Origin of the sequence: Marinicellulosiphila megalodicopiae, assembly GCF_045862395.1 — a bacterium.
Lineage (GTDB): Bacteria > Pseudomonadota > Gammaproteobacteria > Pseudomonadales > Natronospirillaceae > Marinicellulosiphila > Marinicellulosiphila megalodicopiae.
Map to the genome: position 1 here is coordinate 684459 of NZ_AP023087.1, position 17153 is coordinate 701611.

Below are 17153 nucleotides of genomic sequence, written 5' to 3' on the forward strand. Positions count from 1 at the left end.
TGGGTATTACACATAGTCTTTGGGTTTGACTGATTCAGTGGCTTCATAATCAATTGGGATTTCTAGTAAATCGGTGTCATCAGAATTATCACCTATTTGATCCACACTGATTTTTTCAGTTTTAACTAGCAACTCAGCACCAGATTGAATATGAAGCTGCACCTTGGCGTATTGCTCGTTTAATGTTTCTAGCATTTCGGTTGTTTGTGAAAAATGCTCAGACACATCATATTGATATTGCTGGTGATCTTTTTTTAACTCAGCAAGTTGCTTAGATAATGACTTACCACCATGCTTGTTCATTAAAAAGAAGTGATAAATGAGTATGCCAGTGCCAATGCCAAGAATGATTAATCCAATATTGATAAACATGATCGTACTCCTCAATTAACTGAGCATCAATGATAACAAATGAATGTAAAGAGGCAACTAAAACAAATGGGTAGAAATAGTTAGATTATCGTAGGCAGGTTTATATTTGTAAAAAAACCTTTAAAAACAGGCATGTTCTGTACGGAACATGCCAAATTTAATATTTTAAATTAATAGCTTTTCATTTCTTCCATTTGTTTTTTGCTATTTTCTTCAAGTTGTTTGGCGGCATCCTTCGCTTCGTCGATGATTTCTTTTGAATCAGTAATTAAATTATAAGTTTCTTTTTTTACATCCTCGATTACAACGGCTTCTTCTGACTTTTTGGAACCGCATGCACTGATAATAATAGTAGATAATAACGCGGCAATTAAATGTGTCTTTTTCATTTTATTTTCTCTTGTGGAGTTGATGGATAAACCAAAGGTAGACGATACTGTATTTTTCACTAAATACAAAGAATAAGCTGTGAGATTAATTATTGAATGCAATCCAATGCAATTTGCTGATTGAAACGGCGGGGACCAATTTATAAAAAGGCATGAAATGTATAAACAGAAGTTATCCCCAAAATTTTAATAGAAAACATAAGCGAGTAGGTAGCGTATTCCAGCGACGATTCAAGTCCATATCGGGATGTTGATCGAGTGAAGTAGTCATTTATTGGTGGCTGTGTCGTTATCTCATGCCGAATCTTGTTAGAGCTCAAATGGTTAGTAGTGCAAAAGATTGGCCTTGGAGTAATTATCGAGGTGCGGTTGATGCAAATAAAAACACGATTGTTTAACCACCTTTGGGTGTTATCTATCTTTGGAAAAAATGAGAAAGCCTTCAGCTGAGAAATATCGAAAATTCATTAAACAAGGAAAAATTAAACCCTCGTCTTGGTTAAAATTAAACCCCGTTAAATTCTTAGGTTTTTATCAAAATATATTTAATACTCGAAATGAAGCAGTGGCAATGGCGTATTTAAGTGTTCACTATACTCTTGAAAAAGTGGCTGAACATTTAGGGGCGAGTTATGCAACGGTGAGTCCATAGGTGAAGCAAGTAGAAAGTAATGCTTGAATTAATGGGGGTGAAATATGCCCCATCTTTAAGGTGAGACATATTACAAAAAATGCACGACTAGATTCGATAGTTTTTACGAATTTGTTGTGAAAAATCTTTATTAGTTGGATTTGAATCTTTTGGATTTAGTTTGGATAATTGCCTTAATTCTTGGATTGAAAGCGAGGTATCTAATAAACCCCATTTTTGAGCCAGCGTATCTGAATGTCCAGGTAGGACTGCTCGGTAATCAAATAAAAATCTAAATGCATTAAACTTATTTGAATATTTAGCGATACTAGTAAAACAATTATCAACCAGCGTGTTATAAAACTCAGGTTGTTTTTCTAACTTGATAGACTCATCTACTAATGCTTTAAATAAATTTTGAGGTTGAAGTGTCTCTAAATCTAATGGGTATAAATACACTTTATGTTTTAAATAATGCGTACGTAAACCAATTAGGTCATTCTCTGTACCAAATACTATGGTTTTATTGTATGCCTTAAAAAGACCTTTTACTGGGCTAAATTTTTGTTGAGATTTTCTTCTAGCCTCAATTGATGTGACTAAATACTGACCGTCTTCAAATTCAAAACTTAAAAAGGAATGGGCAATTCCATATTTTGCAAAATGAGCAATTCCATACCAAACCGATACAACGCTATCGATATTGTAATTACTTTCGATGTATTTTATTTCTTTGATTTCACCGTCTTCAAAATAAGTAAAATCGTTAATATTCTTAATATTAACTAGGTTGTTTGAAATTTTAATATCGGGTGTTTTCTTATGAATTTCAGTCCAGTTGGCAAATTTTTTAGGGCGTTTTAGTAACACTACTAAAAGAAAAATAACGATTAAACTGAGCAGAATATATAAATACATATTAAGATATCGATTAAATAAATTGAATATAAGTGTAATGGATTTTGTCTAAATTAGTAGAGTTATCCAGTAAAATCAGTTTTGCATAAATACAACAAGGACAATTAAAGAGCTTACAGATCTATTATAAAACTTACAATTAACAAATTAGTGCAATCTATTAGAAAAAACCAGTCAATGGGTGTTGGTATGTTATTTTAGAGGTGAATGTGTATTTTTGAATGCTGTTGCGCATGTGCGCTAATCGTAATGCTTTATCATCCAAAAGACTTGATATTAAAAGAAAGACTCCTATAAACGGAGATCATTGTTACAAAGTTTGGTACAAAAGCCGAAAGCCGAAAGCCGAAAGTGAGTGTCGTAAAATTAGAAAGGGTCTCAACTTACGCACAACATTTTATCGATAATATACTTTTAACTCACAAATATACTTATAACTCACAAATAAACTTTAACTCACAAATATAATTACATACAATGAGCCTTGCTACTGTCAAATCAAAAATTTCATTGGCGGGCTTTTTCTTTGGGTCGCCAATGATTTCTGGTAAATCAACTGTCGTACAGTTTATGAGAAACTAATTAGAAAGGATGTCCTATGCATTTTGAAGCTGATACCCCTCAAAAATACAATTTTTTATATTCAAACTTGTTGTCCTATTTTTTACATCTTGAAAAATCAAATCAAGCGCTCGATATCATCGCCCCAATGATCAGTAGAATCGTTGCTTACCGAGAGGCCTATCCAGAGACAATTGACAAATTTTTCTATATTAAGCTTTCTGCGCCTGAAGTGGTTGTATTAATCGAAAGTTTCGATTTCTTTACAAAACAAAATAAAGTCGACGAAGAGACATTAGACATTATTTCCTACTACACAGAGCTTGCAAATGAATATCAAGACGACTTTGCCCAGCTGGAGTTTAGTGAGGCCGTCATTCATAATTTTTTTGATACATATAAACAAGAGCTGCAAATCTATTGCCAAAATACGATTGATACCCATGTTGAAGAGGGCAATGAGCCCGTGTATGTTTTTTGTATTCAATCTTTTCCTGGGCATCACTATAAACTTGCGACAATGAACACAGTAAAATCGCTGCATGAAATGGCAGGTAAAGATGGGTTAGAAGAAGCTGCAACTGAAGGGTACAATAGTGAGCTTTATAACCCAGCTTGTTTTGAAATGGAGTCACCTTCTCATGACGAATATGACAAGGCTGAAAATGCGATTCGAGAGTTATATGAACAACTCTATGATGCCACCAGTGACTTTAATGAAAACAGCTTTGAGGAAGGCACTGCTGAATACGAGGCGATCAAAAAATTTGAAAAGTTAGCCTATGAACGTTTTGATACTGACAGTATCGATGTGCTTAATAATCTTAATTTTGAAAAATTAAATAAATCAGATAATTTTTGTGCAATTCTTTATTCACATGAAGACAGTGAGGATGACTTTTATTTAAATGCCCAAAAAACGATACCAGAAGATAAGTTTGCGACTATTTTTCCGAATGCTTTTAAAGTACCTGAAGATTATATTGATTTTGAAACTGCAACTGAGGCTGAAATCGTAACCTACTTAGTGACATATATTAAAGATTACTATATGAAAACGGTACCCGATGGTAGGAACTACACCCCTAACAAAGTTTATGAATATCAAAAAAAACTAAGAACATATAAAAAGCTGATAGACGATGAAATTTTGGATGTGGTTGAGAGAATTATTGATAGGGCAAAACCAAATCCAAACGATCCAGAGGAAATACACTACGTCAATCTGTTTACAAAACGAGGATCAGTTTGTTCGGATCTTCTATCCATTTTACTAAGAGTTAGAGTCTACAAACAAACCACACAGGATAGACTTATTTCTATTTATAAAAAGGTGATAATTGGAAAAAAACCGTCCGACGATCAGTCTGCTTTTTTGCATCGTGATCTCGCTTTTTTAATATATCGCACGGACACTAATAAATATCCTGAAGTCGATTTTGATTTTGAAAAAAATTATGTCAACAATATGCATGATTACATAGCTTGATCTGTCAATAATTTAAGTAATAGGTGAAACTCAAATATGGCCATTATTTTTGATCTTCAAATTCAATTTTTAAATAAAAATGCAAATTACCATGATCTATACAATACCTTAAATAGTAAAGTTACTCCCTTTGAAGGTATTGATTTTCATAAAGTGAATAATACATTTATCACCGCCGACGGACCTGTAAACAGTCAGGTATCAATCTGTCCAGAAAATGTAGGGTTAGCCGTTTCGTTTGATGATCTCAGTAAAGGCCGAGTAAAGCTATCTGAAGAAAAAATGCTCGAACTATCACTGCATATGTATGATTTCATTAAAGATGTCCCAGAAGTTGACCTTGCGATCGTTGGATGGGAAATTGGGTCATTAGATGTATCCTATTTAACGTTTGATAAAAATGAAAAAGTGGTAGAAGTGGCCGAGGTAGAAGGTCTTGTTGTTTCCAATCATTTATTTGAACATGCATTTAAAAGTTCTGAGTGGGAAGAATTTGATGCCACGCACAGTTGGATTCGCTGCGAATCTATGCCTGCATTTGATTAGTAAATGATTGTTTAATACAAAAACTTTATCGACATATGTGAATAAAACTTAGAAAAACTAAGGACAGGCAACTTAATATAAAACATAGGTATCCAAAAATATAAAATCGTTTTTGAAGTGACTAAATTAAAATAAAGAAAAAAATTTAGTGGAATTGACAGAAGTGTTTGAAAGAAGTGTTTGAAAGAAGTGTTTGAATTTTTACTATAATTTACGAGTGTTCATTAAATCCCAGGTATGAAATATTAATCCAAGTTAATAGAGATTGGCTCAGATGAATATAAATGAACTAATTATTGAGTTAAGCTAAAATCCATATATTTTGTCAAAATAAATTTGATACTCGAAATGAAGCAAATACCTAGTCAGGACATTCACGATAAATATAAAAAGACACAAAAAATAAAATTACCCACACTGAACACTTTCGTTTTATAGCATGCTTATTCGATTAATTGCGATGCGATTACTTTTAAGTAAGCGCATCACCCAGCTGATAGGTTTTTTTAAGGCATTATGACTTTTAAGTGGCTGATTACTTTATTCTAAACTGAGTCTTTAACCAAGACTGTTCAGTAGTAAAGAATTTAATCCAAATATCATTTCCAACTTGTGCCCAAGAGGTTTGACTGGCATTACGAACTGCATTTAAGTCATTTACTTTGGTTCGGTTCCCCACTTTATGGCTATTTCCAATACCTGCGAATTTAACAATAGATGAGCCGTCTCTTGGGCCGGTTGCAATATAAAACTGAATATCAAAACCACCATTAATGCTATTTAAACCATCTGGGAAATTAACCGTATAATCACCACCATTAATCTTAACCAATGCGTTCGTGCCCGAAAATTGCCCTGTACCTGGGTTATCTGTTGCAACATCACCATCAGGTGTTGTCACACTAAAGGTAGTATCAGAGCCACCAAAGTTCGCCATTCTCATTAACGCATAACGATTATCCGACACCCGAACACTCCAGGTTTGAGGTTTTATATCGTCGCTGTCGTAATAATATTCATGATCTGCAACAACTGTTGAGCCTGCCTGTCCACCTACGTGGCCCGTCAGTGTGCCGTCCTCATCATAAAGAACGGATGGTGCCGATTTACCTAATGGCTTAAGGTTTTTGTAATTGATTGCATAACCAGCTTCGGTAGCAAAGCGCATATTGTTCGCCGAACCATCATCTTCATAGGATGTATTTCGCATCACAAAGTGCGTGTGACGACCAGCAATTGCGGCAACTCGGAACATATGTGCATTGTTTGCTGTAAAACCAGCAAAGTGAGATCCATCTAGAGTATTTGCGCCATCATAAAAAGTATGGCCAGTAACAATTTGATTGAGATCACTGTTACCACGACTGTGGCCTATGTATAGCGCATTACTAATACGCTGAGTAAAGGTAATAAATGTGCTGTTGAAGTTGTCAGCGAATTTATTGTCTACAAAGTTAGCAATTCGTCCACGATGATAAACCGCCACTTTGTGTTTGTAGCCAGTCACGTTTGCAAACTGCGGCTCTACTGCTGGCTTGTATTCATTACCATTAAAATTAGGTAATAAGGTATCGCCAACTTCACCCTCTAAATCACTGCCTCGGTCAACATTTAAACCAATTGGGGATGAATGTGTTGAGTTGTAATTATACTCGCCTAAGTTAACTGTATCGGGTGTGACACCTGCATAGGCTGGATTATTAGCTGCAAGACCAATGGGAGTACTTGGGAATAAAAACCAAAAACCTGTTCCTTGTGAACCTGCTGAAATATTGCCTCGCCAGATATTATCAGGATTGGTCATCCAGTAAGCGGCGGAGCTTAAAAAGCGCGTTGGGTTTTGTCCTACAAAATCGTGCGTATCTACAATAAAAGGATCATTCGCATCAGGCGCTTTATCACCCACAGCATCACTTCGACCCACTTTGTGAATACCAAAAGCAATGTTTGAAAGGAAGGTATTGCCTGTTTCCACAGCGTCTTCCATAAAGAAACCATGACCATGGATATCATGTAACACCACATCTTGAATTAACAAATTATGAGTTCCATGTACGGTAACACCACGGTTATTTGAGTTAGTGATTGAAACACCACGAAGTGAATCTCCAGTACGATCCCCTGCCACATGCCAATGCATCGGATAACGACCTAAACGACCAGTCTGCCCCATTTTATCTAATTGAACACTATCTAAATTTACAGGGCCAGCTGTGCCCATAGCCATTATGTTACCACCCACGCCTTGGCTGACTCCAGCGTTAAAGTTCACTCTATCTCCAAAGTTTACATCGGTGTCTTGAGACGACAACCCTTGAATTTTAACGTTACGATTTAAAATAGCGACTTCAGCACGCATATCAATTTTTCGGATATTATCGCCTTCACCATAACTTTCAATTTCACCATAATGGCGATGCAAAAGCGGTGAATCTAAGGTGATAGAAGAATTTGAATTACCCAAATCAGTAATTTCAGTAATGGTTCGTATTTCTTCATCGGCATAATCATAAGACGAACTTGCAATCACAATTTGATCGCCCACTTCCCAATTCAATTCACCATCAGACTCAACTGAATATACACCATCATAATTTCGCTCAGTTAAGTTTCTAACATATATAACACTACTATTCATTTCTGCTGTAGCAGCTAAGCGCGTGTAAGTTAGCTTATTTTTTCCAAAAAATTGCAGACTTCCGCCCATGCCCGCCATGATAAATCCATTATTATCATTCACTGGCATAAGAGCACCACTTGCCATTTCAATGTCCCAATCGGCCTCTGGATCATCCCCTGTTAAAGTCAGCGTAAAATTACCTTCATCGTAAGGATCATCTTTTGTGCCAATTTGGAAAATACCGTTTGAGTTCACGTGAACCCAGTCTGTAGATAAAGAAAAATTAGCACCCGCTTGCTCACCAACTTTTAATAAACCATGTACCACAACGCCATTAGCACGAGGGTTTCCACCCCATATTGTGACCGTTTTACCTTGAGGAATAATGGCTCTTGTTGTTGCTGTTGGCACACCATGGCTCCAAGTAGCCGCTGCACCCCAGCCACCATTTACAACGGCTGTGGTTTGAGTGGGCGGCGGGCTTAAATCAAATTTAATCCAGGTAAGATTAAAATTACCACCGATCACTTTAAGCCTTAAAATAGCGTCGCCTGCAGGAATATTGATTTCATTAAGCGTTTGAGTTTCATAAGTTTGCCAAGCACCAGTTGAGCTCACATCTAACGTACCTAAATCTACAAAACCTGAACCATCATTAATTTGAATTAAAATCGAGCCTGGATCAGCATGAGCAGAACCTACTCGTGCCGAAATATCATAAAACCCTTGGGTGGCATCAACTGTGTAATTCATCCATTCATTATCCACAGTCCAACTGATATTAAAATCACCTTCAGTATCTTCAGTTACTTGAATATCTACACCTTCATCTAGACGGTAAGCAGCAGAACGATTCTCTGGTTCAAAATCATTGTAAGCAACACCTTGACCGCCTAAGTCAAAGTTTTCTGCTTGAAGAGTTGCTCCATTTTCTAGCTTGAAAGGAGTCATGCCAAATGGCTCGGAAGTTTGCTCAGTCTCTGTTTGAGTAGCAGTGTCAGTAATTGTTTCTGTTTGAGTATTAGAATCAGTTTGAGTTTGAGTAGCTGACTCAGTTTGTGTCTCTGATTGAGTTTGAGTAGCTGACTCAGTTTGTGTCTCTGATTGAGTTTGTGTCTCTGATTGAGTTTGTGTCTCTGATTGAGTTTGTGTCTCTGATTGAGTTTGTGTCTCTGATTGAGTTTGAGTAGCTGACTCAGTTTGTGTATCTGATTGAGTTTGAGTAGCTGACTCAGTTTGTGTCTCTGATTGTGTTTGAGTAGCTGACTCAGTTTGTGTTTCTGATTGGGTGTCTGAATTCGTATGTGTTACTGAAACTAAGCTAGAGCTAGGGTCCGCACAACCTATTTGAAGTAACGATAGAATTACAACAGTTTTGATCGTGAATGTTTTAACTAATGACATAAAATACCCCAAGAATTTATCTAATTTTCTAATTGTGACATTTTTTACTGAACTCGGTTGTTATCATATTTATTGAATTTTTTAATTTTGAATTTTGAATGTAGTTTTAAAACTTTATATGTTTTGTTTTTTATTTAATTTGTTGTTTTTATTTTTTGTGGATTAATTGTTTTATTTGTATTCTTATTTATTTTTTTGTATTTAATCTGTTATTTAGGCATCAAATATCACTGTCCTAATCATTGGGTTGAAACGGCTATAGTCAAAGAAACTGAATTGGCATCCATTTAATTTTAGCTTAGCTGAGTTGATGAAGGTATATCGGCCTTTATAATGTTTAGATTTTTCTAACTGAAATTGCCAAAAATCAGGTTTTTAGGACATAATGTGTGTTACTGCTTATACTTTATCCTGAACATCGTTCAAAAAATTCACAGCAATTCTTAACATAATATTATCAGCGCTGTCACACCTCTCAATTTAAACAAAAATATATATAATTGTAGTATTTTATCAATATAATGTTATTTCTTTGTATGTTTGTCTTTTTGATAGGCCAAACACTTTCTCTTCCAGTTTGAAATTGTAAAAAGGCACGATATGTTGAAGCATCTTTTATTAATATTTTCCATGTTTTTGTTAATTAGTTGCGAGGACATTGCAAAAAATAAAGTGAAACAATCACCTGTAACGGAGCAATCTAAACCCGTTATTAGTATTCAAAAAGAAGTGAATGTAAAAGGTGGTGATATTTATATTATTGAGTTTTCAACATCAGATAAAGATGGAGAAGTTCAATTAGTCTATGTCAGCCAAAAAGATGAGTTAACTTTTGATTTACAGGCCATTATTAAAAACGATAACCAGCTTGTTATCGATATACCTGATTCAAAAATTGATCGAACCATTGAATTAACCATTACCGCTGTTAATGATTCCGATGCAACCACAGATCAAACAATAACAATTAATGTTTCGCCCAGTAGTGAAAACTTAACGCCCCCTAATTTAATATTGCAAGAATCAATAAGTGCGCTTGAATTATCACTTGTTAATGTGCCAAGTACTGCAACGGATTCAGATGGCGAAATCGTGCATTATTTATGGAAACAAAACCCATCAGATGCCATTCAGCTTAACCTTCATAGCAACATACTTTTACAACCTGTTTTAATGTTTACAGCACCTGAAGTCACTCAAGACACTGCATTACATTTTGAATTAACAGTGACGGATAACGATAAACAATCAACCCATCAATTCATAACTGTTATGATTTTAAATAACAATGTCACCTACCCAATTAGCACTGCTCAGAATTTTACTTCATTTGAATCTCAAATCATTTCGTTAATTGCTTCTACTCCAATTAATGATTCAGACATTAAAAGCATAAAGTGGACTCAAATTTCTGGTATGCAAGTGATGCTTAATCAGGTTAATTTGTTCGAGGCACGATTTAGTGCACCTAATGTTGAATCAACACAGCAATTAAGCTTTAAAGTCGAATTGACAGATATATATAACACTCAAACATCTGACACAATCACCGTTACGATTCAAAATATTACGGATTCTGGGACATTTATTTCATCGATTATTGACTCTGTTTACGATCAAGCACTTAAGCAATGCATCTTAGACCAAGTAGGTACATACACATATGAAATCACTGAAATACATTGCAATACAAAAAGAGTATCAGATACGTCGGGATTATATCATTTTGAAAATTTAACCAATCTCAATTTTTCCAATCCTGAATCAAAGGATGCTGAAAATCCATTTAGTTATGTTTCAAATCAAACCATTACAGCAATGAATTTATCGAACAATAATTTGTCAGAATTAAACACTGATAATATGGAAAATATTAAGCAACTAGATGTATCAGGTAACCCTCTAAATACGTTGGATTTTTCAAATTTTGATTCTTTGCAAGTTGTCAATCTTACTAACACTAATATTAGTTGCGAATCCATTACGTCATTATCAATGATGTATCCTAATATCATCATTCAAAATAAATCTTGTGAATTAGATGACACCTTAGCTCAAAATAATAATTACAATGCACACAAAACCAATTATACACCTGTTATCGACGGTATAATTGATGAGTCGATTTGGGAGGTTTCACAATGGCAGGCAATGAATGTTTTTTGGATGGCACCTCTTGTTTTACCTACGGCTGATGATTACAGTGGGAAATTTAAAATAATATGGGATGAAAATTATATATATTTATTATTTGAAATAATTGATGAATTTATTGATGCAGGCACAACACCCAATCACGATACGATTGAGCTTTTTGTAGATGAAAATCAATCTGGAGGCGAGCATACAACTGCACAAAACAGCGCAAATGCTTTTGCTTATCACGTAGGTGTTGATGGTGTTGCAAGAGATGAATTTGCTCGACGCCCAGTGAGTTACGACTTTGAACATATCCATGGTGTTATGGCCAGTTACGGTGACACTCATATATGGGAAATAAAAATGAAAATTTATTCTGATAGTTTTAATTTGGAACAAGAAGCTTGGAATCCAACAAGTGCAGAGGTGTTATATGCAGATAAAATATTAGGTTTTTCTGCAGCTTATATAGATGGCGATGGCACATTTGGCCGAGAACATTTTATTGGAACTGTGGATACACCAGAGCATCATAATAACGACGGATGGTTAAATGCAGATGGATTTGGGACATTGACATTATTAGATGAATAACTAACGCAACATAAATTGTATGCCGCTTAAATTTCAGGTTCAGGTCAGAATGATTTAAATTAAACTAGGTTGATATTATCTTAAAAAGATTGGCCTTTTTAATTCATTGCTATAGAATTTTTTGATTTTGATTTTGATTTTGATTTTGATTTTGATTTTGATAGATTTAGATGGTCTTGTTTTTGCGCTCTAAATTAAATATCACAAAAAGTTCAATTATTTAAATCGAATAAAAAAGCCCTGTATCTAAAAAATATAGGGCTTTTTGATGTTTAAATTAAAATTTAATCCAATGCTTTTTTCATAAACTCTGGCGTGCAAAGTGCCCCAAGATGAATGCCGTAGTTATAGTATTGTGTATCAAATACTTTGTTTTCAGCATCGCTGGCTCTAAATTGGGTGACATCTAAATCTTTACTTGCCATCGTGCAGCTCCACCAACCTGATGGGTAAATAGGTTGTGGAAACGGTAGGGTTTTTAGGGATGTAAATCCAGCGGCTTTTAATTCAGTATGTAAATCTTTAATTAATGTATTGCTATGAAATAATGGCGATTCACTTTGTTGAACCAATACGCCATTAGTATTTAATGCGCGTAAACATTCGCCTAAAAACTCACGATTAAAAAGACCAGCAGCAGGGCCAACAGGATCAGTTGAATCAATAATGATGACATCTAAAGAGTTTGCAGGTCTTTCTTTTAACCAAGCAATGCCATCTCCAAAATAAAAATTAGCGCGTGTGTCGTTGTTGCTGTCGCACAGATCTGGAAAATATTCTTCTGATACACGAGTTACACGTTCGTCAATTTCAACTTGCCACGCTTCTTTTACAGTTGGGTGTTTTAATACTTCTTTTAATGCACCGCAATCACCACCACCAATCACTAATACTTTTTTAGGATCGGGGTGGGTAAATAAAACAGGGTGAGTCATCATTTCGTGATATAAAAAATTATCACGATCGGTCACCATGTAACAGCCATCTAATACCATAAGGTTGCCCCAGTGAGTAGTTTTGTAGATGTCTATTTTTTGGTAATCACTTTGTTCGGTGTGTAGTAATTCGCTTACTTCTAAAGAAAAACTCGAGCCTTCAGGGCTCCAGATTTCTTCAAACCAAGTTGTTTTATTGGTCATGTTGTTCTCTTAATTTTTAGTACGGATAATTTTATAAACCGATTTTAATTTGCGTAAGCGTTTCATAACTTGCGCCATGTGAATTCGGTTTTCAATTGAAATATTAATTTTTAAACGACTCATGTGTTTGTCGCTTTTATCAATATTAATGGAGTTAATGTTGGCGTGCTCTAAAGCAATAGTGCCTGCTATTTCTGCTAATACGCCGGGGTGATCCGATGCATCAATTGCAAGTGTGACAAAGAACTGGCCATGCATTTCTTTGTCCCATGTTAAATGTAAACAACGATCTGCTTGATTTCGAATGTCAACTAAATTTGAGCAACGCGAGCGATGAATAACAACGCCTTTGCCTACGTTAATTACACCTAAAATATGATCGCCAGGAATAGGGCTGCAGCATTTGGCATAGGAAATAGCCAAGCCTTCATTGCCATGAATTTTCATTGGTGTTTGAATGACTTCTTTGCTGTTAGGGGACACTTCTGTGCTTTGAATCAGTTTTGATGCAACAATATATGCCAGTTTATTTCCAAGACCAATATCTTCTAGTAATTCATTTAAAGTTGAAAAATTCGATTCATTTAATACAGAATCAATAACAGTAAGTGATATAGAGTCTAATGTGTGGTTGGTAATAGATAGCGCATTTTCTAATAAGTTACGCCCAAGCAAAGTGGTGTCAGAAGATTTTAATTGTTTTAAATAACTGCGGATATTACTGCGCGCTTTTTGGGTTTTAATGAATGATAACCATGCGGGATTTGGTCTTGCGCCTTCGACTGTTTTAATTTTAATGGTGTCGCCATTTTTTAAAGGTTCACTTAAACTGGATATTCGGTTGTTGATTTCGCAACCAACGCATTGCTCACCAATTTTAGTGTGAATTGCAAAAGCAAAATCGACAGCGGTAGCACCTGCATGTAATTCAATAATTTTACCTTTAGGGCTGAATACGTAAATTTCTTCGGGAAATAAATCACTTTTGACGTCTTCAATAAATTCTAACGGTGTGGATGCTTGTTCTTGCATGTCTAGTAAACTTTTTACCCATTTTTGTGCGCGTAAATTGGTAAGTGAATTACTTTGAGTGTCGTCGGATTCTTTGTATAGCCAATGACTAGCAACACCGTGATTGGAATGTGCTTCCATTTCTTTTGTGCGTATTTGAATTTCTAAAGGTAATCCGCGTGGGCTAATCACAATAGTATGCAATGACTGATAGCCATTTGCTTTTGGTACGGCTATATAATCTTTAAAACGATCAGAAATTGGTGTGTATGCACTATGCACTGCACCTAATGCGCGATAACAATCGTCGCTGGTTTTGACAATAATTCTAAAAGCAAACACATCTAAAATATCACGAAAAGATTTTCGGTTATTTTTCATTTTATTATAAATACTGTAGAGGTGTTTTTCTCGCCCCGAAATTTCATATTCAAAATTTAAAAGATTAATTTTATCACTAATAGACGATGTGACTTGATCAATATTATCTTTGCGGCGACCACGCATATTTTTTGTGGCATTTTGAATTAATTGCGCACGCATGGGGTGCAAAGCATGAAAACACAAATCTTCTAATTCAACGCGAAAATTATTAATACCTAAACGTGCAGCAATTGGCGAATAGATATCTAATGTTTCTCGGGCGATACGTCGTTTTTTGTCAGGGCGTAAAGCACCAAGGGTGCGCATATTATGAATTCGATCAGCAAGTTTCACAATGATGACTCGAATATCACGAGTCATGGCCATGATCATTTTTTGAAAGTTTTCAGCCTGCTCATGTTGTTTGGTTTCAAACTCTAAATGGGTTAATTTACTCACTCCATCAACTAAGTTTGCAACTTCATCACCAAATTGAGCCACGATGGCTGACTTTGGAATATTGGTGTCTTCTATCACGTCATGTAACATAGCTGCCATGAGTGTTTGGCTGTCGAGCTTGATTTCGCTTAATATGTTGGCAACAGCAAGTGGGTGAGTGACATAATGCTCGCCAGATTGCCTATTTTGCCCTTCGTGTGCTTGCTCTGCATAATAGTAAGCACGTTTCACCTGACGGATTTGTTCTTCAGGTAAATATTCTTTTAGTCGGTCGGCAAGCGCGTTGATGCTAGGCAAGGTATGTATTCTCTTTAAATGTACTTGAATAATAAGAATTTTATGTAATTAAGCAATACTAAATTTTAGTATCGTCATTATTTTATGCAATCAAAAGGTTAACTATGCACACAATTTTATGCTTTGGTGAATTACTGATCGATTTTTTGAATTTTAATCTGTATCAAGATGGTGAAGATACCTTAAATGAATTTCGGCAATACCCAGGTGGTGCGCCTGCAAATGTGGCAGCAGCCATTGGTAAACTTGGTGGTAACGCTCGATTTTTAGGCCAAGTAGGCGATGATAAATTTGGTCGATTTTTAATAAACGCGCTGAATGACTATAACGTCGATACGCAGTTTTTATATATCCATCCTATCGCATCGACGCCATTAGCGTTTGTATTTTTAGATGAACACAAAGAGCGCAGTTTTGAATTTTTTAGAACCAACACGGCCGACATGGTGTTTAAACAAGAGCAAATTGTCGATGACGTATTTAATGATGTCAGTATTTTTCATTTTTGCTCAAACACATTAACGGATGATCACATTTTTGCAGTAACAATGGATGCGATACATAAAGCCAAAAGCCATGGTTGTACAATCAGTTTTGATGTGAATTTACGTTTTAATCTATGGAAAGATAAACAAGTTGATATTCACAAAATTACTCAAGCACTTCAATTGGCCGATATCATAAAAGTCAGTAAAGAAGAGGCCGATTGGATTTTTAGCCAAGGATTTGAAATAAAGTCATGGTTACAAACAGCTAAAATTATTTGGCAAACCGACGGTGGTAATGACATTCAAATTTTCACTAATGACATGCAATTTTCATTACCTTCTCAAAAAGTCACCGTTGTAGACAGCACAGCCGCAGGAGACGCTTTTAGTGCGGGTTTATTATTAGCCATTAACGAATTTGATAATTTAGAATTCTCACAACAAACCATTAAAGATATTACGAAATTTGCAAGTAGTTGTGGTGCAGTAGCGGTGCAAAAACAAGGTGCATTGCCAAGTTTACCAACGATAAAAGATGTTCAATCAACCTGGGTGTTTTAAATGAATTTTTTTGATAAAGAATTTCTAACCACGCATATACAATCTATTTTGGATTTTTACGAACCGAATGTTATTGATGTAAACGGTGGTTATGCACAAAATTTTTATGATGACGGCTCTGTTTTTAATGTGGATCAAAAACAATTAGTTAGCTCTACACGGCTCATTGTCAATTACGCTTTAAGTGCTCAGTTATTTGACAATATCCATTATCGTCAAAATGCGTTACACGGGTTAAAATTTTTAGAAGAGTCGCATTTTTTAGAAGATGAAAATAAATTTGTTTGGACATTTAAAGATGGCAAGCCAAACGATTTAACTCAGCAAGCTTATGGCTACGCTTTTGTTTTATTGGCTTATTCACAGCTTAAAAAAACTAACATTATTCAAAGTGATGAATGGATTGATAAAACGTTTAATATGCTAGAAACCACTTTCTGGCAAGAAGAATTTGGATTGTATGCCGATGAATTAAGCGAAGATAATGTCCTAAGTGATTATCGTGGTCAAAATTCAAATATGCATTTATGTGAAGCCATGATTGCGGCATATGAAGCAACTCAAAATCCAAAATATTTAGCCCGTGCAAAAATATTGGCATTTAATATTGCTATTAAACAGGCTGACTTATCAAATGGTTTGGTGTGGGAACATTTTAATACTCAATTTAAAATTGACTGGGAATATAATAAAAACGACCCTAAGAATTTATATCGCCCATGGGGGTTTCAGCCAGGACATCAAACCGAATGGACAAAACTTTTACTTCAGTTATATCAATACGATCCACAAGAATGGATGTTAGAAAGAGCTAAAACGTTATTTGATACTGCATGGAATGTCGCATGGGATCATAACAATGGAGGGTTGTTTTACGGCTTTGACACAGATAAAAATATTTGTGATGACGATAAATATTTTTGGGTTCAAGCTGAAAGTTTTGCAGCTGCTGCTCTGTTATACAAAGCCACCAACGATGAAAAATATTTAGAGCGTTACAATAAACTTTGGCAATACAGTTGGGATCATTTTGTGGATCATGAAAACGGTGCTTGGTATCGAGTTTTAAAAGCAGACAATTCGAAGTATTCAAACAAGAAAAGTGAAGCAGGCGCAAAGTGTGATTATCATACAATTTGTGCCTGTCTTGAGGTTTTAAAAATGTTATAGGT

12 protein-coding genes are annotated in these 17153 nt (G+C 35.3%); 6 read left to right on the forward strand and 6 right to left on the reverse strand.

What is annotated here, in order from left to right:
* Window positions 1-6 precede the first annotated feature (6 nt).
* Complete coding sequence (locus TYM08_RS02800; RefSeq protein ID WP_422381451.1) at window positions 7-372, reverse strand: ZapG family protein; 366 nt, start codon at window positions 370-372, stop codon at window positions 7-9.
* A 170-nt stretch (window positions 373-542) separates the two neighbouring features.
* The gene (locus TYM08_RS02805; RefSeq protein WP_422381452.1) at window positions 543-761 is read right to left on the reverse strand and encodes a hypothetical protein; all 219 of its coding nucleotides are present in this window, start codon (window positions 759-761) and stop codon (window positions 543-545) included.
* A gap of 430 nt (window positions 762-1191) precedes the next feature.
* Between TYM08_RS02805 and TYM08_RS02810 the strand changes: the two genes are divergently transcribed.
* Entirely contained in the window at window positions 1192-1413 is a 222-nt protein-coding gene (locus TYM08_RS02810) for a hypothetical protein (RefSeq protein ID WP_422381453.1), read from the forward strand.
* Window positions 1414-1500: 87 nt separating this feature from the next.
* On the opposite strand, the gene TYM08_RS02815 is transcribed toward TYM08_RS02810, so the two are convergent.
* Complete coding sequence (locus TYM08_RS02815; protein ID WP_422381454.1) at window positions 1501-2310, reverse strand: DUF4105 domain-containing protein; 810 nt, start codon at window positions 2308-2310, stop codon at window positions 1501-1503.
* A 598-nt stretch (window positions 2311-2908) separates the two neighbouring features.
* Here TYM08_RS02815 and TYM08_RS02820 point away from each other — a divergent pair.
* A complete protein-coding gene (locus TYM08_RS02820) occupies window positions 2909-4360 on the forward strand; it encodes a hypothetical protein (protein ID WP_422381455.1) in 1452 nt (483 codons plus the stop codon).
* Window positions 4361-4396: 36 nt separating this feature from the next.
* Window positions 4397-4906: a hypothetical protein gene (locus TYM08_RS02825; protein WP_422381456.1), complete on the forward strand. Its 510-nt coding sequence runs from the start codon at window positions 4397-4399 to the stop codon at window positions 4904-4906.
* A gap of 535 nt (window positions 4907-5441) precedes the next feature.
* On the opposite strand, the gene TYM08_RS02830 is transcribed toward TYM08_RS02825, so the two are convergent.
* On the reverse strand, window positions 5442-8930 hold the full coding sequence (locus TYM08_RS02830) for a G8 domain-containing protein (RefSeq protein WP_422381457.1): 3489 nt from the start codon (window positions 8928-8930) through the stop codon (window positions 5442-5444).
* Window positions 8931-9530: 600 nt separating this feature from the next.
* Between TYM08_RS02830 and TYM08_RS02835 the strand changes: the two genes are divergently transcribed.
* A complete protein-coding gene (locus TYM08_RS02835; protein WP_422381458.1) occupies window positions 9531-11663 on the forward strand; it encodes a sugar-binding protein in 2133 nt (710 codons plus the stop codon).
* A 284-nt stretch (window positions 11664-11947) separates the two neighbouring features.
* Here the strand turns inward: TYM08_RS02835 and speE are convergent, their stop codons facing one another.
* Together speE and TYM08_RS02845 are read right to left on the reverse strand one after the other, a co-directional pair.
* Entirely contained in the window at window positions 11948-12802 is an 855-nt protein-coding gene (gene speE / locus TYM08_RS02840; RefSeq protein ID WP_422381459.1) for a polyamine aminopropyltransferase, read from the reverse strand.
* A gap of 9 nt (window positions 12803-12811) precedes the next feature.
* On the reverse strand, window positions 12812-14932 hold the full coding sequence (locus tag TYM08_RS02845) for a RelA/SpoT family protein (RefSeq protein ID WP_422381460.1): 2121 nt from the start codon (window positions 14930-14932) through the stop codon (window positions 12812-12814).
* 104 nt (window positions 14933-15036) lie between these two features.
* Between TYM08_RS02845 and TYM08_RS02850 the strand changes: the two genes are divergently transcribed.
* Both TYM08_RS02850 and TYM08_RS02855 read left to right on the forward strand, forming a co-directional pair.
* A complete protein-coding gene (locus TYM08_RS02850) occupies window positions 15037-15981 on the forward strand; it encodes a carbohydrate kinase family protein (RefSeq protein WP_422381461.1) in 945 nt (314 codons plus the stop codon).
* Entirely contained in the window at window positions 15982-17151 is a 1170-nt protein-coding gene (locus TYM08_RS02855; RefSeq protein ID WP_422381462.1) for an AGE family epimerase/isomerase, read from the forward strand. It abuts the gene before it with no gap.
* Window positions 17152-17153 lie beyond the last annotated feature (2 nt).

Bases quoted from the DNA above. Each gene is read 5' to 3' on its own strand.
- TYM08_RS02800 (WP_422381451.1), bottom strand. From the start codon at position 372: ATGTTTATCAATATTGGATTAATCATTCTTGGCATTGGCACTGGCATA.
- TYM08_RS02805 (WP_422381452.1), bottom strand. From the start codon at position 761: ATGAAAAAGACACATTTAATTGCCGCGTTATTATCTACTATTATTATC.
- TYM08_RS02810 (WP_422381453.1), top strand. From the start codon at position 1,192: ATGAGAAAGCCTTCAGCTGAGAAATATCGAAAATTCATTAAACAAGGA.
- TYM08_RS02815 (WP_422381454.1), bottom strand. From the start codon at position 2,310: ATGTATTTATATATTCTGCTCAGTTTAATCGTTATTTTTCTTTTAGTA.
- TYM08_RS02820 (WP_422381455.1), top strand. From the start codon at position 2,909: ATGCATTTTGAAGCTGATACCCCTCAAAAATACAATTTTTTATATTCA.
- TYM08_RS02825 (WP_422381456.1), top strand. From the start codon at position 4,397: ATGGCCATTATTTTTGATCTTCAAATTCAATTTTTAAATAAAAATGCA.
- TYM08_RS02830 (WP_422381457.1), bottom strand. From the start codon at position 8,930: ATGTCATTAGTTAAAACATTCACGATCAAAACTGTTGTAATTCTATCG.
- TYM08_RS02835 (WP_422381458.1), top strand. From the start codon at position 9,531: ATGTTGAAGCATCTTTTATTAATATTTTCCATGTTTTTGTTAATTAGT.
- speE (WP_422381459.1), bottom strand. From the start codon at position 12,802: ATGACCAATAAAACAACTTGGTTTGAAGAAATCTGGAGCCCTGAAGGC.
- TYM08_RS02850 (WP_422381461.1), top strand. From the start codon at position 15,037: ATGCACACAATTTTATGCTTTGGTGAATTACTGATCGATTTTTTGAAT.
- TYM08_RS02855 (WP_422381462.1), top strand. From the start codon at position 15,982: ATGAATTTTTTTGATAAAGAATTTCTAACCACGCATATACAATCTATT.